We start from the raw sequence: 25,324 nt of genomic DNA on the forward strand, positions 1-25,324 counted from the left end.
AACACAGTAGAAAAGCCAATCAAGCGCTGCCGAACGGTTCTTTTGAGCGCACTTTTCTCATTGTTGCTCGATATTCGCTTAGATTACTAGGCCACACATCGAGCGCCGCGATAAAAGCACGCTCAAAGAGAGCAAAAATAGAACAGCAAAGATCAACAGACCCTAGTTTAGGTAAAGAAAAACCCAGCTAGTGCTGGGTTTTTTTGTTGTTTATACTGCGGAAAATTATAAATGCTGTTTTATGATTTCATAAAAGGCAGCAATATGATCATCGCGGTCATTTAATGCTGGAATATAACGGTAGTGTTCGCCGCCAGCATGTTCAAAAATTTCACGATTTTCTTCTTCTAATTCTTCCAATGTTTCCAAGCAGTCTGAGCTAAAAGCTGGGCTGGCAATGGCAATGTTCTTAATGCCATTTTCTTTGGCTAATTTTTCGAGTGTTTCATCGGTGTAAGGTTTTAACCATTCCGCTTTACCAAAACGACTTTGGAAGGTGGTGATTACGTCGTCTTTGTTAAGTCCTAACTTTTCTACCACTAAACGGGTGGTCATTTGGCAAAAACAATAATACGGATCGCCTTTTTCTAGGAAAAACTTAGGTGTGCCATGGTAGCTAAGTACCAATTTTTCAGGCATACCATGTTTGTCTAAATCTTCTTTGATACTTGCGGCAAGGGCATCAATATAATGCGGGTTGTCTTGATAACCATTGATAAAGTGTAGTTCAGGTACCCAACGCCAGTTAACAAGCTCACGACTAATGGCATCATAAGTTGAGCCAGTAGTTGAACCGCTGTACTGAGGATATAAAGGTAAGACGACAATTTTTTGATAGCCTTTTTCACGAATCTCTTCGAGCACTGATTTGATTGATGGGTTACCGTAGCGCATCGCTAAGAATACTTCGGCGTGATCTAGGCCTTTGTCTTTAAGTAAAGTTGCTAGCTTCGCTTGCTGTTTTTTACTGTAAACCAATAATGGTGAACCGTGTTCAGTCCAAATACCGGCGTAAAGTTTTGCCGAACGTTTTGGGCGAATACGTAAAATAATGCCGTGCAAAATAATTTTCCAAAGCACACGCGGAATTTCAACGATGCGCGGATCAGATAAAAACTCTGCCAAATAGGTTCTTAGAGCCTTTGCGGTGGGTGCATCTGGGCTGCCTAAGTTAGTGAGTAAAACGGCTGTTTTTTTATGAAATCGTTTATGCGGTTCTTCAGTGACGGCAGTGAATCGAGACACGGTGACCCTTACTTAATTTGCTAAATTAAAAAGATTGTATCAAATCTTTTTGGAAAATTGCCCACATTACGTTGTGTTAGCTATTTAAGATCAATTTTTGATAAATAACTCGAGCTTACGTTAAATAAATATGGCTGAGGACAAATAGCCTAGACTTTTGTAATTCAACAAGTTTAGATGGTGTAAATTACTACACAAGCAAAGCAAATGAAAAAAATAGCTGTTTTACTTCTCGTTGTTTTAAGTGCTTTAAGCACGCCAGTGTTTGCCAAAGAGCAAACCGTTGTTTTGATTTCCCTTGATGGTTTTCGCTGGGATTATATTGAAAAGCACCAAGCAAAGAATTTAGCAAAAATTGCTAAAGCAGGCGTTCGTGCAGAGCGCATGATTCCAGTTTACCCAACGAAAACATTTCCTAATCATATTTCAATTATTACCGGCTTGCAGCCCGCTAATCACGGCATAATTGATAATAAATTTTGTGATAGAAATCGTAAAGAATGCTACAGCATGGGCAAAGGGCGTAACGACAGTACCTGGCTAAACGGAACGCCACTTTGGAACCTTGCTGAAATGCAAGGTGTTAAAGCGGCAACTTACTTTTGGCCAGAATCAGACGCGCGCTTTAATGGTCGTACACCAAGTTACTTTTATCACTACTCGCAACATAGCGATTATCAGCGCCGCGTAGACCAAATTGTAGACTGGCTTAGCTTGCCAAAGTCACAGCGCCCACGTTTTATTGCCGCTTATTTTTCAGTGGTTGATTCAATGGGCCATGATTTTGGACCTAACGCACAGCAAACGTTTGATGCGGTGCAAAAAATGGATGCGTTAATTGCCCAGTTGGATGCGCGCTTAGCCGAGCTGAAAGATCTTAATATTAATTTAGTTTTAGTATCCGATCACGGCATGTCGCAAGTTGATCCAAAACAGACCATTGAAATTAATTCGTTGGGCTTGTCTGAAGACGATTTTCTGATTAAGAATTCAGGTACTCGTGTGCAGCTTTATAAAAAGCCAGAATCCCAAATCGCTATTTTAGAGGCTAAAAAACACTTAGCAGAGCAAGCGAAAGGGCGTTATAGCGTACTTGATAAAAGCACACTAGCGAGTCGCGGGATTAAGTTTGGTGCTCGAGATGCAGATATTATTATTGAAACCACTGCACCAAAAACGTTCTCATTTGAAGGTGAATCAGATTATTTAGGCACGCATGGTTATGCCTACACTCAAGAAATGGGGGCATTATTTATAGCTAAAGGGCCTGCGTTTAAACAAAATACGTCGATTGCTGAGTTTCCTAATCTAGATGTTTACCCAACAATTGCGAAAGTACTTGGTTTAAAAATACTTTCCCCGGTAGATGGTGATGGCAAAAGCTTGGAAAGTGCACTTGCTCAATAAAGCCAGTAATAGCTATTTCGCTTAAGGATATAAGCAGCTTTAGCCGACTTAAATAATGCGTTATTTGAGTAAACAGGTATTAAGCGCAGAAGTTAGGTTAAATACTTTATTTTTAGCAATAACTTTCCAGAAAATTAATTTAATTAGTATGAATTAAGCAAAGGTTAAGTTTAAAAAGGCTAAAGTAAGCTTAAGTTCCAATCTCCCTTGGACTTTATTTCCCTTGTTGTTTTTATACAAGCTTTGCCCGCTAACTTTAGCGGGCTTTTTTATGCCTGTTAACAGGTTTGCTTAGTTAAAAATGTAGGAGTTGACAGAGTTAAGCTAAGGTTAAGTTAGTAAACTTATACTAAAAACCAGTTCCCAATCTCCAAAAGTACTGAGTTTAACTTGGTAACAAAAAGCCCGCATATTGTAGCGGGCTTTTTATATAAGGTGGGATTATTGTTCCCAGTAAGCTTGTTGCAAACTGTCTTCTCGTTCAGGCAAGCCGCGCGTTAAACGTGGCGAATGTTGCACTAATACTTCATAACTTACACGGTTAGCATATTTACTGATTTGTGAAAGCGATGAATAGGTAAGTGCATTGATTTTATGCTTACTTGAGGTAGGAACATTTAACTGGTGATATACATTAGCGCTAATATCGTGAAGTACTGCTGCCAGTGCGCCATCACCTGCGCCATTGGTATTTTTAATGCTGTCAGGCCCGCCCATGTAAGGTGCAGTGTGAGTGTAAATTTTTACTGGATTTTTACAGTCTTTGCGACGCATCGCGCGTGAAAATTCAAACTTATTAAAATCAGGAATACTGCCTGGCATTAATTGGTGCTCTGTTGGGCGTTTCCAACAGTCATCAATGTAACTAGCTAAGAACATGCCTTGAGCGCCAGCAGTACAAATTACCATATCAACCCAATCAAGCGCTTTATCGGCGGCTAATAGCGGGTCTTCAAAGCCGGTAATAGCAAGGCCTTCCTCTTCGTTCATGGCTAATATGTCAACGTGGTCGTTAACGAAGTTTTGCCACCACTCTGGGTCTTGCTCAATTAAGAATTTGGTGCCTAAGCTCAGTACAACAGGTACATTTGCTGCGTTTGCGTATTCAACGGCTTTTAGCGCCGCTTCGGTCATGGTGTCTTCACCTGTGGTACGCATTAAATAGGCCGAAATAACTAAAGCAGACGAGTTAGCAATAAGCTCTTGGGAAATGGATTCAGGACGTAGGCGGTTCATTAAGCCTGGACTGATAGCGAAAGTACGTTCGCCACTTTCATCAATAAGGGTAAAACAACGACCAATTGGGCCATCGACCGGTTGTAGATGTTCTAAATCTACGCGGGTTGAAGTTTTACTAACGAAACGATAGGCATAACTACCAATTTTGATATTTTCGCACATTACACCAAGCAGTACCGAGCGGTCATCTGATAGCACTGAGTAATTATGCATGGTGTTACCAATAGTGCCGCCAGCAAATTCGTAGTCGATCATGTCATGATCTTTTAACCGTGCATAGAGAGCGTTGGTGGTGTCATCATCCATTACTTGCGACATACCGCGGTGCAGGCCAAACTCATTGAGAAAGGCTTGATCAACTTTGGCTTCTATATCAACCACAATTTGGTCAATACCCACTATGTAATTACGTGCAAGCTTGCTGTCTTGTGTGATCACGTTCGTTAACGGATCTTTATCTTCCACTGGAAAGTAGTGTTTTTGTCTGCGTCGTCCAGGAAATTTCATCTTGTTTCTACATTGCTTTGGCGTCGTGCAAAATGGCGGCGGATTATAGCCTAAAAAATAATTGAATAACTATGACATTAGCCCTTTATTTTAAAAAATTCTAAGAAAAAGAGATAACAATGCATGAATCTTTTTAACTTGGTAAAATATTTAAGGTGTTTATAAATCAACCTGAGTAAGTATGTACCCTGAATTTAGCGATGAATATTGGATGATTGAGGCGCTTAAACGTGCTGATATTGCCGAGCAACATGGAGAAATACCGGTTGGTGCCATTGTTGTAAAAGACAATCAGATTATTGCTGAGGGATATAATTTATCAATTACACAGCATGATCCATCGGCCCATGCTGAGATGATGGCAATTCGCCAAGCTGGCAAGCACATTGAAAATTACCGTATGCTCGATTGTACGTTATACGTCACACTTGAACCTTGCTCTATGTGTGCAGGGTTGTTGGTGCATAGCCGTATAAAACGTTTGGTATTTGGCGCACATGATGAAAAAACAGGTTCAGCGGGCAGTATTATGGACTTAACCCGTCACGAAAAGCTCAATCATCAAATAGATGTAACTAGCGGGGTTTTAGCTGAGGTGTGCAGTGAAAAGCTGTCGGCATTTTTTAAAAAACGTCGCGCAGAAATAAAAGCCGCTAAAAAAGCGGCTAAAGGTGAAAGCTAGCTCGCTTCAGCTTCCACCAATAAATTAAATGCTCTGCGACGCTCAAGAACTTTACGATGGGTGTTGCGTCTTGCAATACGGCGACGAATAGCACAAGTGTTAACCGTACTGCGTTTTACTTTGAATTTTCTACGCGTTTTTAGCATAGGTTCTCCTTAAAAAGGTGAGAGTGGAGAAGGGTGATTGGCTAAAGCCCTTATCTCTCGATAAGTTTATTAATAAATTATGACACTTATATGACATTCACAGTGGTGAATTCAACTATTGTGTTACTCATCTTGGTTTTCATCAAGCCAAACGAGCGTGTCGTAATAGCGGCGAATATTATCGACATATTTAACGGCGACATCGCCACGGGCGAACCCGTATCTTGTTTGGCGATAGTAGCGCTTTTTAATCAGTAACGGTAAATGTTTTTTCACATCTGCCCATTTGTCGGCATCGCCACCTGCTTTTTCCGTTAACACGCGAGCATCTTCCATATGACCAAAGCCCACATTGTAAGCGGCAAGCGCAAGCCAAGTGCGGTCTGGTTCTTTTATGCGTTCGGGCACGCGATTAATCAATTTTTCTAAATAGATACCGCCACCACGAATATTTTGTTCAGGTTCAAGGCGGTTTTTAACACCCACCGATTTAGCAGTGGGCAAGGTCAACATCATAATACCGCGTACGCCAGTTGGCGATTTGGCACGAGGGTCCCACATCGACTCTTGATAACTCACAGCTGCCAGTAAGCGCCAATCAAGGCTGCGTGAATATTGCTTAAACCAATCTCGGTATTTAGGTAATACATCACGAACTGCTTCTATATAAGCGAGGGTATTGATGTAGTTAAACTGACGAACGTGGCCAAAATATTTTTCTTCTAGGTTTTGCAATAGGCCTGTTGAGCGCGCATAACCAAAAAACTCAATCGCCATTGCATATAAACTGTCGTCATCATTTTGCTGTAGCATCCAAGCGACGGGTTCTTCACGGGTCACTGAAAAGGCAATACTAAGCTCAGGGTGATAGCGGCGAAATAGCGCTAAAGTATGCGAGTCAGCAATGGTGTAATCGAATTTGCCATCAATAATGCCTTGTAATAATTCGGCTTCATCAAACTCTTCGGTTTCAACCCATTGTAAGTTTTCAAAGTTGGCTTTTGCTTTTAATAAACTGGCGGCATGAGCGCTTTTGGCAATAACGGTAACAGGGGCATCTAGCTGTGAAAAATTACGCGGTCTTTTGCGCCCTTGTTTATAAACTAGTTTTTGACTGATTGAGCGATATTGCGGAGCAAAACGGTATTTATTTAAACGTGATTTGTTTAGGGTAAGGCCTGAGGCCAGAATATCGATTTGTCCTTTTTCTAGCTTGTTAAGCATGTCTTTAATTGAGAAAAAAGGAATGATTTCGAGTTCTGCGTCAATAAAATTTGCGAATGCTTTGGCTAGCTCATATTCAAAACCGAGCTCACCATTGGCACTAATATAGTAGGTACTTTCGCCGGCAAGCGTGCCGATACGAACTTTATCTTTTTGTTTAATTTGGCCGAGGTGTGTTTCTGCGACAGGCTCTGAGCATGCTGCCAGCAAAAAAATAACCAGTGTAATTACAACGCGTTTTAGCACTCAAATCCTAAAATAACTAACCCCTACAAGCTTGTTATAACAGATAAAGTCCCGATCGTCACGAGGACTAATGTCCTATACATGAAAATAGAATTTGCCTATTTTTGTCTATTTTTTGATTTTTATTTAAATCTCATGTCATTTTCCACTATAATGTGCGCCCATAAATCTTCGTTCAATCCTTAACCCCGGATGAAAATACCTATGTTGATCCTACGTGGTGCACCTGCACTTTCTGATTTTAAAGTTCAAAAGATCCTTAAAACCTGCGCTGACGCCAATTTACCAGTGACTGGTGTTTACGCTGAGTTTATGCATTTTGCTGATTTAACAGCAGAACTTTCAGAGTCTGAGTTAGACAAACTAAATAAGCTATTAAAGTATGGCCCGACCATTACTGAACATACGCCTGAAGGTGCGCTCATTTTAGTGACGCCGCGCATTGGTACCATTTCTCCATGGGCATCAAAGGCAACTGATATTGCTAACAACTGTGGTTTAGACAAAGTACACCGTGTTGAACGTGGTATTGCTTACTATGTTGAAGGCGACCTAAACGCTGAGCAGTTAAATGACGTTGCTAAGCTAGTTCATGACCGTATGACAGAGTCTGTTCACAATAGCCTTGAAGATGCAGGTCAGTTATTCCGCGTTGAAGAGCCGCGCCCAATGTCATCAGTAGACATTCTTGGCGGTGGCCGTGAAGCGCTTGTGACTGCAAACGTAGAGCAAGGTTTCGCACTAGCAGATGATGAAATTGACTACCTAGTAGAAAACTTCACTAAACTAGGTCGTAACCCGAACGACATCGAATTATTCATGTTCGCACAGGCGAACTCAGAGCACTGTCGTCACAAGATTTTCAACGCCGATTGGACAATCGACGGCGTAGAACAGCCTAAGTCGCTGTTCAAAATGATCAAGAATACTTACGAAACGCACCCAGAAAACGTACTGTCTGCTTATAAAGATAATGCAGCGGTAATGAAGGGTTCTAAAGCGGGTCGTTTCTTCCCAAATAAAGAAGGCGAGTACAGCTACAATCAAGAGAACATTGAAATCTTGATGAAGGTTGAAACGCACAACCACCCAACTGCGATTGCTCCATTCTCTGGCGCATCAACCGGTTCTGGTGGTGAAATTCGTGACGAAGGTGCAACAGGTCGTGGTTCTAAGCCAAAAGCAGGCCTAGTTGGTTTTACTGTATCTAACCTTCGCATCCCTGGTTTTGAACAACCGTGGGAAACTAACTTCGGCAAGCCTGGTCGTATTGTTGATGCACTAGACATCATGATTGACGGCCCGCTAGGTGGCGCGGCGTTCAACAACGAATTTGGTCGTCCTAACCTACTTGGTTATTTCCGTACTTACGAAGAAAAAGTTAACAGCCATAACGGTGAAGAGGTACGTGGTTACCACAAGCCAATCATGCTTGCAGGTGGTCTAGGTAACATCCGTACTGAGCACGTTCAAAAAGGTGAAATTCCAGTAGGTGCTAAGCTAGTAGCACTAGGTGGCCCTGCGATGAACATCGGTCTTGGTGGTGGTGCGGCATCATCAATGGCATCTGGTCAGTCAAACGAAGATTTAGACTTTGCTTCTGTACAGCGTGAAAACCCAGAAATGGAGCGTCGTTGTCAGGAAGTTATTGATAAATGTTGGCAGCTAGGCGACGAAAACCCAATCGCGTTTATCCACGATGTGGGCGCGGGTGGTCTTTCAAACGCATTCCCTGAGCTAGTAGACGACGGTGGCCGTGGTGGTAAATTCCAACTACGTAATATCCCGAACGATGAGCCGGGTATGGCACCGCACGAAATTTGGTGTAACGAATCACAAGAGCGCTATGTACTTGCAGTAGCAGCTGAAGACTTCGCACGTTTTGAAGAAATCTGTAAGCGTGAGCGCGCACAATACGCAGTAATTGGTGAAGCAACAGAAGAGCGTCACCTAACAGTTGCGGATAGCCACTTTGATAACAACCCGGTAGATCTTCCGCTTGAAGTGCTACTTGGTAAAGCACCTAAGATGCACCGTGACGTTGAATCAAAGAAAGTAGAGGGTCAAGCTCTAAACACAGACAGCATCGATGTAGAGGAAGCGGCTAAGCGTTTACTTCGTCTACCGACTATCGCTGAAAAAACATTCCTTATTACCATTGGTGACCGTACGGTAACAGGCCTAGTGGCACGTGACCAAATGGTTGGCCCTTGGCAGGTGCCAGTAGCAAACTGTGCTGTAACAGCAGCTGCGTTTGATACTTATCACGGTGAAGCCATGTCTATGGGTGAGCGCACTCCTGCGGCACTTCTAAACTATGGTGCATCAGCACGTTTAGCAGTAGCAGAAGCGTTAACGAACATTGCTGGCGCAAACATTGGCGGTCTTGAGAACATCAAGCTATCTGCAAACTGGATGGCAGCAGCAGGTCACCCAGGTGAAGATGCAGGTCTTTACGAAGCAGTAAAAGCAGTAGGTGAAGAGTTATGTCCAGCACTTGGCCTAACTATCCCAGTTGGTAAAGATTCAATGTCGATGAAGACAACATGGCAAGACGACGGTGAAGACAAAGCGGTTACAGCGCCTCTTTCTCTAGTAATCACTGCATTTGGCCGTGTAGAAGACATTCGTAAAACAGTAACCCCTCAGCTTCGCACTGATAAAGGTGACTCAAGCCTGATCTTAGTTGACTTGGGTGCAGGTCAAAACCGTATGGGTGCATCAAGCCTTGCACAGGTTTACAAGCAGCTTGGTGATAAGACGCCTGACGTTGATAGCCCAGAGCTATTAAAAGGCTTCTATGAAGCGATGCAAGCACTTGTAGCTGACGAGAAGTTACTTGCTTACCACGACCGTTCAGACGGTGGTTTATTCACAACGGTAGCTGAAATGGCATTCGCAGGTCGCACAGGTGTAACTGTAAACCTTGATAGCCTAACAGGTTCTGACATCGAAGCACTTTATAACGAAGAGCTAGGTGCAGTTATTCAGGTTCGCAATGACGACCTTGCAGCAGTTGAAGCTGTGTTAGCTGACAACGGCCTTGCGGCAATCAGCCACACTATCGGTGCATTAAACACGGAAGACAAAGTTATCTTCAACCGTGGCGGCGAAGCAGTACTTGCAAATACACGTACTGAACTACGTACTATTTGGGCTGAAACAACTTACAAGATGCAAGCACTTCGTGATAACCCTGAGTGTGCTAAGCAAGAATTTGATGCTAAGTTTGACGAAAAAGATCCTGGTCTTAACGTTAAACTAAGCTTCGACCTAAACGAAGACGTAGCAGCACCTTACATTGCAACTGGTGCTAAGCCTAAGATGGCTATCCTACGTGAGCAAGGCGTTAACTCACACGTTGAAATGGCAGCCGCGTTTAACCGTGCAGGTTTTGCAGCAGTAGACGTACACATGAGTGACATCCTTGAAGGTCGCCTAACGCTAGAAGAGTTCAAAGGCCTTGTAGCATGTGGTGGTTTCTCTTACGGTGACGTACTAGGTGCTGGTGAAGGTTGGGCTAAGTCAATTCTATTCAATGATATGGCACGCGATCAGTTCCAAACATTCTTTGAGCGTCAAGACACGTTCAGCTTAGGTGTGTGTAACGGTTGTCAGATGCTTTCAACACTGAAAGAGCTTATTCCTGGCACTGAGCACTGGCCACGTTTTGTAACCAACAAGTCAGAGCGGTTTGAAGCACGTTTCAGCCTTGTTGAAGTACAAGAAAGCCCGTCAGTATTCTTCCAAGGTATGGCTGGTTCTCGCATGCCTATCGCTGTATCTCACGGTGAAGGTCATGCTGAGTTTGCAAATGATGCGGCAGTGAAAGCAGCGCTTGCGTCTGGCACAGTTGCAGTTCAGTACGTTGATAACTTTGGTAAGCCTACAACGCAATACCCGAATAACCCAAATGGTTCACCAGAAGGTATTACAGGTATTACATCATCGGACGGTCGTGCAACAGTCATGATGCCACACCCTGAGCGTGTATTCCGTGCAGTTGCTAACTCTTGGCACCCAGATGAGTGGAAAGAAGATAGCCCATGGATGCGTATGTTCCGTAACGCACGTAAGAATGTTGGGTGAGACTGAACCGAAACGAAGTTTCGCAGTTAGTCGAACGCTTTTCAGGGAGGAAAAGCCGGGCCGCAGCTTCAGGACGAATTAGTATGCACAGCCTCAACTTGATTTAATTGAAAGGTCACTTCGGTGGCCTTTTTTATTGTTTGGGGAATTTAACTCTTGGCAGCGATACCCAAAAAAAGAGTGGAAAGAGGACAGCCCATGGATGCGTATGTTCCGTAACGCACGCAAGAACGTGGGTTAATTGAGTTAATTTATAACTCGTTAGAAAAGGTCGCGTAAGCGGCCTTTTTTGTATATGAAAATTAAGACCGACAAAAATATCGGGAATATTTTTGAACAGCGCAGCTGGCACGAAGGGCGAAAGGCAGGATGCCTGAAGTCATCGAAGTTTCGCAGCGTGTTTTACGCGAGTCTGCGATGACGATTACTGCGTAACGCACCGAGCCGCAGCTTCAGGACGAATTAGTCTGCACTGCCTCAACTAGCTTTAAAAAAGGTCACTCAAGTGGCCTTTTTTGTTGCTTGAAGAAAGCTAACTCTTGGCAGCGATACCCAAAAGACGAGTGGAGCGATGACAGTCCGTGGTTGCTTATGTTCCGTAACGCTAGAAAGAACATCGGCTAATTGTTAGCTGAAAGGAAAAGGTCACTTCGGTGGCCTTTTTTATTATCTAAAATAAATATTTAAGTTAAATAAGATTAGTAACTTTTACAGGATTTTAATTTAATTAATAAATTAATTTTTATTTATATAAAGTTTAGATAAATATTCAAATTGCATTGAGCTTTGTTGTAGAAAAGCGCATACTGGCGGCAAATATTTAACTGCGAATAAGTATCATGACGATTTGTGATGTTCCCGTAAAGCAACAGGCGACAATAGCGCGTTTGTGTCCAAGTTTAGATTCCGCCGTCGCTCAACGACTAGAGGAAATGGGGTTCGCTGAAAATGCGTTAATAACCTGCATACGTCGCACACCGTTCAATGGTCCCATTGTTTATCAAGTGGGTGATTGTGTTTACTCACTCGAACCTGCAATAGCTAAACGTATTTACATCGCATAAACCGTAAGAGCCCTCATGAAACGAATTTTATTAGTTGGTAAGCCCAACTGTGGTAAAAGTTTGCTTTTTAATCAGTTAACAGGCTTAAAGCAAAAAGTTGCTAACTTTCCAGGTGTCACAGTCGAGCTTAAAAGTGGTCAATTTAATGACTTTGAAGTAGTTGATTTTCCAGGTACCTATTCGCTAAATACGCTTTCAAAAGATGAGCAGATCGCAGTCGAAAAGCTAAATGAGGCGATTAATCAAGACGACACCGAAGTGATTGTAAATGTACTAGACGCAACGCGATTAGAGCGCAGTTTGGTATTTGCATTGCAAGTGCAACATTTAGCACAGCAACATAATAAAAAGGTCGTGTTTGCACTTAACTTAATTGATGAATTACAGCGCTTTAATCATCAAATAGATGTAGCACAACTCGCTAAAGATTTGAATGCTCCAGTATTTGCTTTGTCAGCAAAAACGCTTACTGGTGTAACTGAGTTTCAAAAAGGCTTAGTTGAAATTGCTAAAGCACCTTTTCAGCAAAATCTTCATTCAGATCCTAGTAAAAACGTGCAAAGTGCTAAAGCGCTTGCAAAAAAATATGCAATTGCCAGTGATATTGTGCTTAAAAAGCAAAATGTTATCGATAATTTTTTGTTAAATAGCGTGTTTGGTGCAGTGGCATTTTTTACAATTATGTTTTTACTATTTCAGAGCATTTTCACATGGGCCGCGCCGCTAATGGATGGCGTAGAAATGCTTATTGGTGATACCGCCGCGCTCGTTACAGGGTTATTGCCAAGTGGCATGATGCAAGACTTTACGGCAGATGCTTTGTTTAGTGGTGTGGGTTCTTTTTTAGTATTTGTGCCGCAAATTATGGTGCTGACGTTTATCATAGGTCTGCTCGAAGACAGTGGTTATTTGGCACGAGCTGCTTTGATATGCCATAAGCCTTTAAGCTTCTTTGGTTTGTCTGGTCGTAGCTTTATTCCTTACCTATCTGCACATGCCTGCGCGATACCTGCCATTATGGCCGCCAGAACCATAGAGTCACCGCGTAAACGCCTGATCACTATGATGACTATTCCCCTGATGTCATGCTCTGCAAGATTGCCGGTTTATGCCTTGTTAGTTGCGGTATTTATTCCGGCAGATCACACAGTACTTGGTATCTTTAACTTACAAGGTATCGCATTTTTTGCCCTGTATTTATTTGGCATTGTGATGGCGCTGATTGTAAGTGCATTATTGAGTAAGTCTAAAATGACAGAGCAGAGCCAGTCTGAAATGCCATTTATTTTAGAACTGCCAACCTACCGGATGCCCCATTGGAAACCACTAATGCACCGTGTTTTGAACAGTGGCATTTATTTTATTAAACGCGCCGCACCGGTTATTTTTATTGTGTCAGTGGTGATTTGGGTATTGGGTTATTTTCCGCAAAATGCTGATTTAGAGCATTCGTTACTTGGTCAATTTGGTCAGTTTATCGCACCAGTGTTTGAACCACTTGGTGTAGATTGGCGCTATGGTGTGGCAATCATGATGTCGTTTTTGGCGCGAGAAGTCTTTGTTGGTGCGTTAGGCACACTGTATGGCATGGAAGGCGCTGATGAAAATATTGCAGGACTAGCATCACAAATTATGGCAGATGGCTTACCACTTGGTACTGGCATTGGTTTAATGCTGTTTTATGTAGTGGCATTGCAATGTGTAGCAACCGTGGCAACGATAAAAGCGGAAATGGGTAACGCTAAACTCGCATGGGCTTTATTTGTGGTGTATGGATTAGTTGCTTATTGCTTAGCTGCACTTGCTCATTACTTTATATAAACATCTTACGTTATGCATTAGAGGCTATTTTCATGGCTCCTTTTCAGCCATTAGGTGCGTTACCGAGTCGATGTTGTGATTCAGTTTTAGGTTGAAGCACCGAGCGCATTAAATTAATGACTTTTTAATCCCTTAGTTGTTAGTATTGCGCTGTACCTAAATCGGTTAAACCCTTATTGGAAGTAAGTAATGAAAAAATTAACTTTAGTTGTAATGGTAACGGGCGCGTTTTACGCTAATTCTGTGAGTGCGGTTGATTTAAAAAGCACGTTAAATACTGCTGTAGCGAACCAAACAGCAGAAAAAACAACATCAAATGCCTTAGTAAAATATGCATCTGAACAATTGGGTTTATCTGAAGATATCATTGGTTCAGGCATGGGCGCGTTGCTCAAAGTAGCAAAAGATCATGTTAGCCCTGAAAACTTTGCCTTGATTAGTCAAGCATTACCAAATACTAACGGGCTGCTCAGTGAAGCGCCTAAATCGTCAATGTCTTCACTAAGTTCAATGCTAGGCAAAGGTGGCGATAAAGGTAAACAAGCTGCAAGCCTAGGTTATTTGGATAGTGCGTTTGAAAGCATTGGTATTCCAAAAGAGCAAGTTCCTTTACTAGTAAACTCATTAGTTGGCTACATGGCGAATAATGGATACAGCAAAGAAGCTAACTTATTAAAGCAAGGTTTAAGCTTTTTATAAATTTAAAACCACAATAAAAAAGGCCACAATGGCCTTTTTTATTTAAACAGGGTTTGAACGTAACCGCTTTTCTCGCCATATTTTTAGGTAAAATAACCCGAGAGTCAGCTCGGTGATTATTGCCAAAAAGATCCCTACACCTGCATTACCTAGCGTAAATTCAATACTACCGAGTATTGCCAAGCCAAACATAATCACCATAAAACTCAAGCTAACACCTAGCTGTGCCGTGTTGTCTGATATGTTGCGTATTTGCCAAGAGACCAATGCAAGCCCAAGAAACAGAATGCTTGCTCTACGCCCCATAAAATAGGTTGCATCGCTGGCTTCAATATTAAATAGATAAAAAAGCAGCTCGGGTATTCCCATTAGGGCGACTGAAAGTAACGCAGCGATTAACGCCGTGATACCTGATAACAAACGAAAGTCCACTATTTACTCCCAGTAAAAAATGTAAAGCGTCGCATTATCGAAATTGATAACAGTATTATTAATGCAAAAAATGGCAATGTTCCTGAGGATGACTTCTTATTGTCTGTAACGTTATTTGCTGGGAGTGCTGATTTAGAGGCATCTAGTGGGAAAGCATCTAGGCTATCTTCTACGCCGTCACCATCATCATCGGTATCGGTATTGTTACCTATGCCGTCACCATCAGTGTCAACTGACTCTGTCGCATCGAGCGGGAAAGCATCCGCAGTATCTAATACACTGTCATTATCGTCATCAGTATCTGCGTTATTGCCTATACCATCACCATCGGTATCGACCGACTCTGTCGCATCGAGTGGGAATGCATCCGCGGCATCTAATACACTGTCATTATCATCATCAGTATCTGCGTTATTACCTATACCATCACCATCGGTATCGACTGATTCTGTCGCATCGAGTGGGAATGCATCCGCAGCATCTAATGCACCGTCATTATCGTCATCAGTATCGGCATTATTGCCTATGCCATCACTATCTGTGTCTACCGACTCATTAGCATCGAGTGGGAATGCATCTTCGGTATCTAGTACACTATCATTGTCGTCATCAGTATCAGCATTGTTACCAATACCGTCAACATCGGTATCCAGCCATTCACCTGCATCTAATGGGAAAGCATCTTTATCGTCTAAATAGCCATCATTGTCATCATCAGGATCGAGTTTGTTTCCAATGCCATCATTATCAGAATCTAACCATTCAATGGGATTAAATGGGAAGGCATCTATATCATCGTTGTAACCGTCATTATCATCATCCAGATCTTGGTCGTTTGGAATGCCGTCGTTATCTGCGTCATTAATCTCGCCAGCTTCTGAACCGTAAGTAAAATAATCATTGAGTGAATAAATGACATCTCTGGAATTAGTGCCATCGAAGGTAACGCGTAAACTGAGCGAATGATTTCCTTCTATTAACGGCAAGGAAACTGCAACAGGTCCTAAATCAGCTTGCCAAAAATAAACTTCTTCCCAATCACCGTCATTTATCTTTATTTCAGTCTTCTTAGCTTCTAAATCATTTCCCATGAAATGAATATCAATACCAATCTTATTGAGCTCAGGCTGAATAAATGTTCCACCATGATAATAAGCACCAATAGTTCCAATGCTTGGAATATAAAAACTGTCTTTGGCTGAAAGCTCAACACTGGAATTGTTAAAAGTCAGTTTAAATTTCAGGTTTTCACAGCTGTCTTTAAAATGTGAAAGACGAGACTCATTTGAATTTAAAGTACCAGTGTGAAGCTGTGTTTTTGTACCATCTTCATGCTCACAGAAAAATTGGTATTGACTATCAATATTGTATTTTGCACCTTGTAGGTCATGGTAAAATTGACCGTCCAAATATTTATTTGGTTTAAGTGAGATTGTTTCTCCATCACTTACAATGGATGCTGATAAATAAGCCTTTTCTGGGTTAAGTGGCAGTTCATTATTGGGCGTTTCTATTGGATAGCGATCGTAACCCCGAACGTAGTCAGAAATGCGTAGTTTGCCTTCGTTGCTTAAGCCGAAGTATGGTGAAACAATAAACGCTGTTTCAGCATTAGTAGAATCAAATAATTGCAGTATTTTTTTATCCAATACTGATTCATTATTTGTTTCGAACACTTGTATCTTAGTTATGTCGTTGGATAAATCTATATTATTTGCAGGATCATAGTGATGATCTTGCACTTTATAAGCAGCAACGTCGTTATAATTCGATAAATCAAATGTTGTGGCACTCAAAGTTGTTAAATCAATTTGAATATCCTCGCCAAGCATGCCTGTTTGTGAAGGTGTGTTTTGATATAAAAATAGTTTTTCTGTGTCGGATTGGTCTGTAATTCTATAGTGAGATTGATAGGAAAACTCATAGCTATGGTCAAGATTACCAACAGCAAGGTATTGAATGCTAGGCTGAGTAGGGGCAGATAACCATCCTAGTTTAAGTGTATCTTTTGAAAAGTACGTTGACGTAAAGAAGTTATTGATGTGTGTAAAGTCACTATTACCACTTGCATCTGTTAAGGAGGTTAACCCCGTTACGTGAGTTAACTCATCAACATCTAATTTAAATTCGGTATTCTCAGTTAAGTTTAGTAGATGAGAAGAAATCCCTTTTTTTATATTGATAAAACCAGACCTAACAGGTAAATCGCTGGTATCTAGATTAAAATAGGTAGCTCCCAACCAAAGGCTAGTATCGGGAACATTAATTATTACAGGAGATAGACCTGTTACTGTGTAAGTTGACCTTTCGCCGCTAGAATCGATCATATCTACAGATACCTCACTCGGTGAGTTAGTAGACAAAGTTAGTTTCATCGCATTTTCAAAGTAAGTAGGAATGCGTAATCTACTGGTATCAGATTCTAAAACGACCGCATTATGATGAATACCATCAGCTGCAACATCAGGAATAATAGCGGTATCTTGAACATCAACAGTAATTGTTAATTCAGCGGAGCTTTTTGCTGCGACAACTATCGATTCTTTATCGCTCGAAATAGAAGCACCTGTGGGAAAACCTTCTGTAAAACTCACCTTGTATGTTTGCGCCTCGTTAGCGCTATTATAAATTGTGAATGTTTTGGTGCTAGACCATTGCTTAGTGTTTTTATCTAAGGTGCCAAAATTTAACGCGGTTAGACTGGCGGATGTAGTTGCTTTTAGGCTTGCTAATATATCCAATCTTCCAGCGCCTTGTGCAAGTGGTGATACACCTAAATCAATTGCTCCTGCTACCAATAGCTGTTTGGCAGAGGAAGCGTTAAGAGAATCATTGTTCTGCTTTAATAACGCAATGGCTCCTGCAACATGTGGGGTAGCCATACTCGTGCCGCTTAAATGACCATAACTATACCTACCAGTTAATGTCGACTCTATGTAGTGGCCAGGAGCTGTAATTTCCGGTTTTGTAAAATTAGTTGCGGTTAGCGCTTTCGATGAGAATGATGACATTTCATCAATCTTCCTCGATGATGCAACGGTGATTGCTTTTTCGGCAGCTGCTGGAGAACTGTTGTTTATAGCGCCATAATAGCCATCATTACCGGCAGCAACTACCACAACTACTCCTGCATCAACCGCATTATTAACAGCGGTGCTGGTTGGATCTGTAGCATTACCACTTCCGCCTAAACTCATATTGATAATGTCTACTGCATCATCAGTTGTAATATCTCCATCAGGGTCTACTGCGCGTTCAATACCAGCGATAATGTCACTACTATATCCCCAACCATCGTCATTAAGTACTTTATAAGCATGAAAAGTAACATTGGGTGCAACGCCTTTAATATAACCATTTGCGCCTACAATACCAGCGACGTGAGTACCATGCCCATTTTCATCCATAGGATCATTGTCGTTGTAATGAAAGTCATAACCATTTGTTACGCGGCAATTAATACCAAAGCAGCCACCTAGATCTGGGTGAGTGTAATCAACACCTGAATCTAAGATAGCAACAACAACGCCTTCGCCTGTTAATAGTTGTCCGTCATTACTTTGAAGCTCCCATACTTTGTCAGCATTAATAAGTGGCACACTTTGTTCTAAATTAACGGTTTTAATGGTGTCTTTACTTACGCTTTTTACGCTAGGGAGTTGTCTTAGCGAATCTATGTAAGTTTGTTCGGCTTCTAATACAATCGCGTTGTTTACACGTGAAAATTGTCTTAACACCTTTATGTTTGGCGAAATAGCACGTAGTGCATGAATTGTTGATAATTGCTGGTTTTGAATGGCAAGTTCTGTTTGTTGAAGCTTAGAATTAATATGATGCAGCTGGTTTTGTGAAGCTGTTTTCGCTTGACCTTTGTCGGGAAATAGTTGTTTTTCAATTTTTCGTTTTACTTCTAATACCGATGCCTCTTTAAGCTGAACGATATAACGAGGTTTAGCACTCGTGTAGTATGACTTTTGCTCTAAAGGCTTACCATTTTCATTCAGAACAACGCGTGTGTGTTTTGTGACACTAGTTTGACGTTCATTCAAATTTAGATTATTTGAAAGTGAAAAGTTTGTGTTGCTTGCGTGTAATGAGGTAGCGATTGATAAGGCACATACAGAGACTGCGAACTGTCCCTTTTTCACAAAATATGGCATATATCATCCTTTGAGTACTATGAATATGGTGCTCATAGTACTCAGTTTAAAAGGTGATCGCTAGTCTAGATTGCCGAAACATAAGTATTTGATTTCTAAATAATCATCTAATCCATAAGCGGATCCTTCGCGGCCGTAACCGGACTGTTTTACGCCACCAAATGGGGCGGCGGCATTTGAAATAATGCCTTCATTAATGCCAAGCATGCCAAACTTTAATTGATTGGCTGCGCGCATAATGCGATTAATGTTTTGGCTATAAAAGTAAGCGGCAAGGCCATACTCAGTATCGTTAGCGAGATTGATAGCACTTTGCTCATCATCAAAGCTAAAAATAGTGGCTACTGGGCCAAAAATCTCGTTTTGTGCAATCTCCATAGTGTTGTTGCAGTTGGTTAAAATAGTTGCTGGGTAGCCTGTTGCACTTGCTTCACCTTGGTAGTGAATATGTGCGCCTTCACTTAGCGCTGTATCAACTAATTGTGTGACTTTATCGATTGCGGCTTGGTTAATAAGCGGACCAAGTTGCACATCGTTCAGGCCATTGCCTTGTATTAACTGCTTTAACTTTTCTGTGAAGATGGATAAAAATGGCTGTTTAATGGATTCGGCAAGATAAATACGATTGGCGCACACGCAGGTTTGCCCAGCGTTTCGAAATTTTGCTGCAATTAACCCTGTGGCTGCAGCTTCTAAATCAGCATCGTCAAAAACAATAAACGGTGCATTACCGCCAAGCTCCATCGAAACGCGTTTTACCGTTGATGCGGCTTGTTGGGTGAGTAATTTACCCACAGCTGTGGAACCGGTAAAACTAAACTTGGCAATATCTGGATGGGTGGTTAACACCTCGCCAATGGCTTTAGCATTAGTACCTGCAACCACATTAAAAACACCTTTTGGTATGCCTGCCTGTAGGCTTAATTCAGCCATTGCCAGCGCACTTAAAGGCGTTAACTCTGATGGTTTCACAATAAAACAGCAGCCTGCAGCAAGTGCAGCTGCGGCTTTTCGGGTGATCATCGCATTAGGAAAATTCCAAGGTGTAATCGCCGCAACAACACCAACAGGGTGTTTTGTTACAATCACTTGCTGAGAATTGCTTAGTGCAGGAATGGTATCGCCGTAAACTCGCTTGGCTTCTTCGCAAAACCACTCAATATAACTAATGCCATATTTAATTTCACCGCGCGCTTCCGCCAGTGGCTTACCTTGCTCTAAGGTGAGTAATAGCGCTAAATCGTCAAGATTTTCTGTTAATAACTCGCCCCACTTTTTAAGTTGAGATGCTCGTTCGTAGGCAGTGGTACTTTGCCATGCTTGTTGAGCGCTTTTGGCGGCAGAAACAGCATCTTCAACTTGCGTTATTTCAATATTATCAACCTGCAGTAGTGACTCATTGTTAAAAGGATTAATAACATCAAATGAGCTTTTTGATGATAACCACGAGCCGTTAACGAAACTACTTTGTTTAATCAGTGATTGGTTTTTTAACTGCGATAAATTAGGTGTTGTCACGTACTAACTCCTGTGGTTTTAAAATAGTCTCGTCGTATACGTAAAAATGCTCGCTTGAGGCTTGCTGCCACCAGATACTCCAATTGCCAAGTGGCCTATCTTCCAGTATTTCACCTTTGCGTAACGGTTTTATTAAGCTGCCAACCGACATTAGCAAGCCGTATGGCGTTCTGCGTTTTACCATTTGCGGCAATAGTTTATCGGGGTCGTCTAATCCCATGCTACCGAGTAATTCATAAAAGGCGTGAAGGGTATTTTTATGAAAGTTTTTAACTCGCTCACTTTTACTTTCAACATCGATTGCTTTTGCGCGCGCAGGATCTTGTGTGGCAATGCCAGTTGGGCATTCGTTAGTGTTACAGCTGCGAGATTGAATGCAGCCTAATGCCATCATCATAGTTCGCGCTGCGTTCACAGCGTCTGCGCCAATTGCAAGTTTTGCTAATAGATCGAATGCCGATGCGGTTTTACCAGAGGCAATAATGCTAATTCTATCGCGAATACCAACGCCAATTAATGCGTTATGAATAAGGTAAACACTTTCAAGGCAGGTCATGCCTAAGCGGTTTGAAAATTCAACGGGCGCAGCGCCTGTGCCACCCTCAGCGCCATCAACTGTAATAAAGTCGGGGTAAATATCCAGTTCTAACATGGCTTTACAGATTGCTAAAAACTCGGCGGGATTGCCTAAACAAAGTTTAAAGCCAACAGGTTTGCCCTGGCTAAGCTCGCGTAATTCAGCAACAAAGTTAAGTAATTCTTTTGGCGTTTTGCACTTGGGATGCGCCGCTGGCGATATACAGTCTTTATCTTGGTCCACTAATCGAATACGTGCTATTTCGTCGGTAATTTTTGCTTTAGGCAATACACCACCATGCCCTGGTTTTGCACCTTGCGATAGCTTTATTTCAATCATTTTAACTTGCGGTAATGCGCTTTTAGTGCGAAATACTTCATGGTCAAAGTCGCCATCTTGTGTTCGACACGAAAATAACCCCGAACCGATTTGCCAAACAATGTCGCCACCGTGTTTTAGGTGATAAGGGCTGAGCCCGCCTTCACCAGTATTGTGGTAAAAACTACCTTTATGGGCGCCTAAGTTAAGCGCTTCGATGGCGTTTTTACTTAACGAACCAAAACTCATTGCAGAAATATTTAAGCGAGATGCCGAATAGGGTTGTTTGCAATCCGGACCACCAATTAGCGTGCGCTTATATTCTTCTTTTACGTCACACGGCGCGAGCGAGTGCCATAAACTTAAATAATTTTCTTCCAGTAAATCGCGCTGCGTACCAAAGGCAATAGTATCGCGCACCGATTTTGAACGTTGGTAAACAAGCGAACGTTGCTCGCGGTTAAAGGGTTTTTCTTCGGTGTCGTTGGCAATAAAATATTGCTGTATTTCAACGCGAAATGACTCTAAAAAATAGCGAATGTAAGCAACAACTGGGTACAACCGGTTTAAATTACGCTTTGAGAAAAAGATATCGAAAAAGCCAATCGCACTGTAAAGAAGGGTAAAAATAAACAGTGATAGTGTTAGGTCATCAGGATGCTGTTGCCATAAAAAAAATGTAGTAGCGTTTCCTAAGGTGAGTATTAACCAATAGGTTTTTTGCATAATAGTCATGTAGTTTACTCTTATTTTGCTGACGGTTGCGTATAAGAGATAAAGGATTGACGCGAGACGACTAATTTGGGCAACCCTTGCACTCGTCTCTAATTTTGCATAATAACGTGGTCTTTGTCACTGAAAGAAAAAGGAAACCGTATTGGTTTCCTTTTATTCAGAAAGGGTTGGGTTCTGAATGTTTGACTGGTTTTAAAAATTAGCGAGCAAGTTTACGCCAAACTTCCGTTTCTTCTGTGCCATTCACTAACCCTTTGTGATGCCAGTAAATAACTTCTTGGCCGTGTTCTTGTTTGGTTTCAAGCCAACCTTTAAAGGTAAACACTTTACCTTGGTGCTCATTTGAAGTGCCTTTTTCAATATGCTCGCTGTAGCTATCGCCGTCTATGGTAAACTTGCCGGCTAAATACCCTAAGAACTCACCTTGCTGCATATTGTTTAAGGCAAATTTATCGCCTTTCACGGTTTTGATTGCCACAAGTGTCGCGTTATCTGCTTTTAGTACTTCACCTGACGGCGTTTTGTATTCACCTTTAATAAATTGCCAATCACCTTCATATTGGTGGGCAATGGCATTTGATACAAAAAGTGCGAGTGTTAGGCATAGTCCTTTAATTAAATTCATTGGTATTTCCTGTTATTAATGTTTGGTAACAGTTAATACTAAAGGCCTTTTAAAAAGTAGTGTTAGAATCACAAATCAGAAAAAAATAAGAAAAATTCAGCCCATAAATCACATTAATTACCGCTCAGGAGTATAAAAAATGCAGCCATCATCTTCACGCCTTAATTATTCATTTATCACTGAAAAAGATATCGATGATTTATATCAACTCGACCAAGACCCTGCGGTAATGAAATATTTAAATGGTGGCAAGCCAACCACGATGGAAGAAAAGCACACAGTGTTTTTACCGCGCATGGCAAAGTATGCCAATAAAGAAAAAGGTTGGGGTCTTTGGAAAGTTAACATTAAAGAGTCGGGTGAATTTATTGGTTGGATTTTAGTACGGCCAATGCATTTCTTTAATGATGAAACCGATACCCAGTGGCATAACCTTGAACTAGGTTGGCGTTTTAAGCAAAGCTCATGGGGTAAAGGGTATGCAACCGAAGCTGCTAATGCCCTAGTTGAGCAAATTGCGTTAATGCCTGAGTACACGCATATTAGTGCAATTGCGTTAAAAGAGAATGCTGGCTCCATTGGTGTAATGGAAAAGCTCGGTATGACGTTTGTAAAAGAGTATATGCATAGCGATCCGCTAGGGGATATTCCAGCGGTTTATTATGAAAGGGAACTTTGATTACTTTGCTATAACTCTGGAGTGTAATCTTAGCCAGAGTTTAGTTTGATACTATGTTTGTCGCGCTGGCGACAACAGCGTCCGTACTTTTATCTAGCGCCATCCATGGCGCTCTCTTGTTCATTTTTGTTACACGACAAAAACGAACCAAAAAACGTGCCCCAAAATCAAACTGATTCTTCAAACATAATTTAAATGTGAACATAAACGCCATGAATCGGCATCCATGCCTCAGCATGGCTTGCTCGACCGCTTCGCGCCCTGTCTCGCATTATTCATTTAAATAATGTTTTCAGGTTTGATTTAATGGGTGACGAAAGACCGAAGCAACGCTTCGCAGCTTGAGGAAGTGAGGTCATGGATGACCGATGGAACCAACCTTCATGGATGAATTATTTACTCAATGCGATACATTACTTGTTGTTATAAGGCAATTAATTGCCAACAAATATAATTCGTAACGCCTCAGTCAAAAGGGAAAGTTTTGTTGGCTATAATGTGAAGAGTAGCGAAACCAGCCAACTGAATTTTGTCCGGTTTTAACTGTTTGTTATGTATTTGGTTCGCCTATAAACTTGATAAAATTTGATCCTAGCTTGGTAGTTCTACTTTCAAGAACTGGCTTACTTCTGTCTACGTTGTAACCTTCTTGAGTAATAAAACCCTTAGTAAATAGTTCTTTCCATACAGTATTATAAATTTCGAAATTACCAACCATTTCAGGAAAAGCATTTTCCAATAAACCTCTGATAGCGCCAGAAATTAAACCTGCATTCCATTTTGGGAATTCATGATTATTATGTTCTGCCCATTTCATTGGATTATCAATTAAATGTAAAATTTTGATATGCCAAGATGTAAAGGAATCAATTGCTTGTAGGTAAACATTTTGCATAACATCATCTGGTGATTTACCCATAGCAGAGTTACAAATGACATTTCTTAAAGCTTTTAGCTTTTCTTGATCATGATTTTTTATTGCTATAGCGCTAGCATTAATTAGGGTCGTCATAAACCGTTCATTATTCTGAAGAGTATTTTCTGTTATCACTCCGTCATCCAACAGTTTATTTATAACTTCAGTGACTTGTACCATCCATTCTGTTTTTCTCTTTAGCATAGGAGGTTCAATTATGGCATTAAATGCTTCAACTGAAGCTCCTCCTATTAAAGGCACCATTGATAGGGTTGATCTAGCTATTCTATGTGCTTTCTCTGATGATGGCTCTATCATTGGGTCAATCAGTTCTTTATCTATTCTGTTATCCATAACCTAAACTCTAAAACCTGAAAAATACATAACGCTTTGCTAAAGGGCAATAACCAGTGAGTTTAAGAACAAATTTCAGCAACTTGTTATATGCCTGCATATGCTCTTTCTATTTGCTGAGTATAAATTTGTACAGCGTCTTTGGCTCGTTGTTGGCTCACTTTAAGCTGCAATCCTCTTTTTTGCATTACACATAATAACTCCATTAACCAGTCACGATATAAATAACAGCAGTGCATAGCAATGGTTATGTTGGGAAGATGATTTATATCAATATTGGTATTCAAATGAGCGACACGTACATTACGAGTATTTTTCATTTCTTCATGGTATGAAGACCACTCAGTCTCACTAATATCAAGGTAAGAAAGAAGCATATCTTTATTAAAGAGCTTTAAATTATCTTCTTTTGTTAATGTGATTTGAGCGACAAACTTTTTCCAGTGCGTTTCTTGGCTATTTTGCCCAAACAAACCATTCCAACAAATAACTAAATCCGCATAGCACATATCAGCTATTGGAACCCAAGCGCTGCCGAGAGGAGGCTTTTGTTTACAAATGAAGTCAGCATATACACATGCCCTTAAACAATCGTCCACAAGTCCAATTTGTTGGCTAAATAAATCCATATTAATCCACGC

General features: G+C 41.3%; 18 protein-coding genes. 7 read left to right on the forward strand and 11 right to left on the reverse strand.

Annotated elements, in window-relative coordinates; all coding sequences use genetic code 11:
* Positions 1-225: 225 nt before the first annotated feature.
* The gene (hemH, locus tag ACHSBP_RS00815) at positions 226-1,245 is read right to left on the reverse strand and encodes a ferrochelatase (protein WP_010562083.1); all 1,020 of its coding nucleotides are present in this window, start codon (positions 1,243-1,245) and stop codon (positions 226-228) included.
* Positions 1,246-1,452: 207 nt separating this feature from the next.
* Here hemH and ACHSBP_RS00820 point away from each other — a divergent pair, with 207 nt between their 5' ends.
* The gene (locus tag ACHSBP_RS00820) at positions 1,453-2,652 is read left to right on the forward strand and encodes an ectonucleotide pyrophosphatase/phosphodiesterase (RefSeq protein ID WP_010562082.1); all 1,200 of its coding nucleotides are present in this window, start codon (positions 1,453-1,455) and stop codon (positions 2,650-2,652) included.
* A gap of 441 nt (positions 2,653-3,093) precedes the next feature.
* Here the strand turns inward: ACHSBP_RS00820 and ACHSBP_RS00825 are convergent, their stop codons facing one another.
* Positions 3,094-4,398: an inosine/guanosine kinase gene (locus tag ACHSBP_RS00825; RefSeq protein WP_010562081.1), complete on the reverse strand. Its 1,305-nt coding sequence runs from the start codon at positions 4,396-4,398 to the stop codon at positions 3,094-3,096.
* A 181-nt stretch (positions 4,399-4,579) separates the two neighbouring features.
* Between ACHSBP_RS00825 and tadA the strand changes: the two genes are divergently transcribed.
* Entirely contained in the window at positions 4,580-5,080 is a 501-nt protein-coding gene (tadA, locus tag ACHSBP_RS00830) for a tRNA adenosine(34) deaminase TadA (RefSeq protein WP_010562080.1), read from the forward strand.
* On the opposite strand, the gene ACHSBP_RS00835 is transcribed toward tadA, so the two are convergent.
* Positions 5,077-5,226 carry a hypothetical protein gene (locus tag ACHSBP_RS00835; RefSeq protein ID WP_158523447.1) on the reverse strand — a complete coding sequence of 50 codons (150 nt, stop codon included), beginning with the start codon at positions 5,224-5,226 and terminating at the stop codon, positions 5,077-5,079. The two genes, tadA and ACHSBP_RS00835, sit on opposite strands and share 4 nt — an antisense overlap.
* Positions 5,227-5,349: 123 nt before the next feature.
* Complete coding sequence (mltF, locus tag ACHSBP_RS00840; RefSeq protein WP_010562079.1) at positions 5,350-6,696, reverse strand: membrane-bound lytic murein transglycosylase MltF; 1,347 nt, start codon at positions 6,694-6,696, stop codon at positions 5,350-5,352.
* Positions 6,697-6,900: 204 nt separating this feature from the next.
* Between mltF and purL the strand changes: the two genes are divergently transcribed.
* From purL to ACHSBP_RS00860, 4 genes are all read left to right on the forward strand, one after another.
* Positions 6,901-10,785: a phosphoribosylformylglycinamidine synthase gene (purL, locus tag ACHSBP_RS00845; protein WP_395387952.1), complete on the forward strand. Its 3,885-nt coding sequence runs from the start codon at positions 6,901-6,903 to the stop codon at positions 10,783-10,785.
* A gap of 839 nt (positions 10,786-11,624) precedes the next feature.
* Entirely contained in the window at positions 11,625-11,849 is a 225-nt protein-coding gene (locus ACHSBP_RS00850) for a FeoA family protein (RefSeq protein ID WP_010562077.1), read from the forward strand.
* A 15-nt stretch (positions 11,850-11,864) separates the two neighbouring features.
* Positions 11,865-13,670: a ferrous iron transporter B gene (locus tag ACHSBP_RS00855; protein ID WP_395387953.1), complete on the forward strand. Its 1,806-nt coding sequence runs from the start codon at positions 11,865-11,867 to the stop codon at positions 13,668-13,670.
* A gap of 189 nt (positions 13,671-13,859) precedes the next feature.
* Entirely contained in the window at positions 13,860-14,369 is a 510-nt protein-coding gene (locus ACHSBP_RS00860; RefSeq protein ID WP_395387954.1) for a DUF2780 domain-containing protein, read from the forward strand.
* A 42-nt stretch (positions 14,370-14,411) separates the two neighbouring features.
* Here ACHSBP_RS00860 and ACHSBP_RS00865 read toward each other — a convergent pair whose 3' ends face one another.
* The 5 genes from ACHSBP_RS00865 to ACHSBP_RS00885 all read right to left on the reverse strand — a co-directional run bounded on the left by ACHSBP_RS00865 (position 14,412) and on the right by ACHSBP_RS00885 (position 22,734).
* Positions 14,412-14,801 (reverse strand): hypothetical protein, encoded by a 390-nt coding sequence (locus ACHSBP_RS00865; protein ID WP_010562074.1) that lies wholly within the window; start codon positions 14,799-14,801, stop codon positions 14,412-14,414.
* Positions 14,801-18,961: a S8 family peptidase gene (locus tag ACHSBP_RS00870; protein ID WP_395387955.1), complete on the reverse strand. Its 4,161-nt coding sequence runs from the start codon at positions 18,959-18,961 to the stop codon at positions 14,801-14,803. The genes ACHSBP_RS00865 and ACHSBP_RS00870 overlap by 1 nt, the downstream gene beginning before the upstream one ends.
* A 60-nt stretch (positions 18,962-19,021) precedes the next feature.
* The gene (locus ACHSBP_RS00875) at positions 19,022-20,479 is read right to left on the reverse strand and encodes an NAD-dependent succinate-semialdehyde dehydrogenase (protein WP_010562072.1); all 1,458 of its coding nucleotides are present in this window, start codon (positions 20,477-20,479) and stop codon (positions 19,022-19,024) included.
* Positions 20,466-22,109: an FMN-binding glutamate synthase family protein gene (locus ACHSBP_RS00880; protein WP_010562071.1), complete on the reverse strand. Its 1,644-nt coding sequence runs from the start codon at positions 22,107-22,109 to the stop codon at positions 20,466-20,468. The genes ACHSBP_RS00875 and ACHSBP_RS00880 overlap by 14 nt, the downstream gene beginning before the upstream one ends.
* Positions 22,110-22,308: 199 nt before the next feature.
* The gene (locus ACHSBP_RS00885; RefSeq protein ID WP_394228447.1) at positions 22,309-22,734 is read right to left on the reverse strand and encodes a hypothetical protein; all 426 of its coding nucleotides are present in this window, start codon (positions 22,732-22,734) and stop codon (positions 22,309-22,311) included.
* Positions 22,735-22,873: 139 nt separating this feature from the next.
* Between ACHSBP_RS00885 and ACHSBP_RS00890 the strand changes: the two genes are divergently transcribed.
* Entirely contained in the window at positions 22,874-23,413 is a 540-nt protein-coding gene (locus ACHSBP_RS00890; protein WP_010562069.1) for a GNAT family N-acetyltransferase, read from the forward strand.
* Positions 23,414-23,963: 550 nt separating this feature from the next.
* On the opposite strand, the gene ACHSBP_RS00895 is transcribed toward ACHSBP_RS00890, so the two are convergent.
* A complete protein-coding gene (locus ACHSBP_RS00895; protein ID WP_010562068.1) occupies positions 23,964-24,683 on the reverse strand; it encodes a hypothetical protein in 720 nt (239 codons plus the stop codon).
* A gap of 86 nt (positions 24,684-24,769) precedes the next feature.
* On the reverse strand, positions 24,770-25,312 hold the full coding sequence (locus ACHSBP_RS00900; protein ID WP_010562067.1) for a hypothetical protein: 543 nt from the start codon (positions 25,310-25,312) through the stop codon (positions 24,770-24,772).
* Positions 25,313-25,324 lie beyond the last annotated feature (12 nt).

This window comes from Pseudoalteromonas sp. XMcav1-K (genome assembly GCF_044005875.1).
GTDB classification, from domain to species: domain Bacteria; phylum Pseudomonadota; class Gammaproteobacteria; order Enterobacterales; family Alteromonadaceae; genus Pseudoalteromonas; species Pseudoalteromonas spongiae.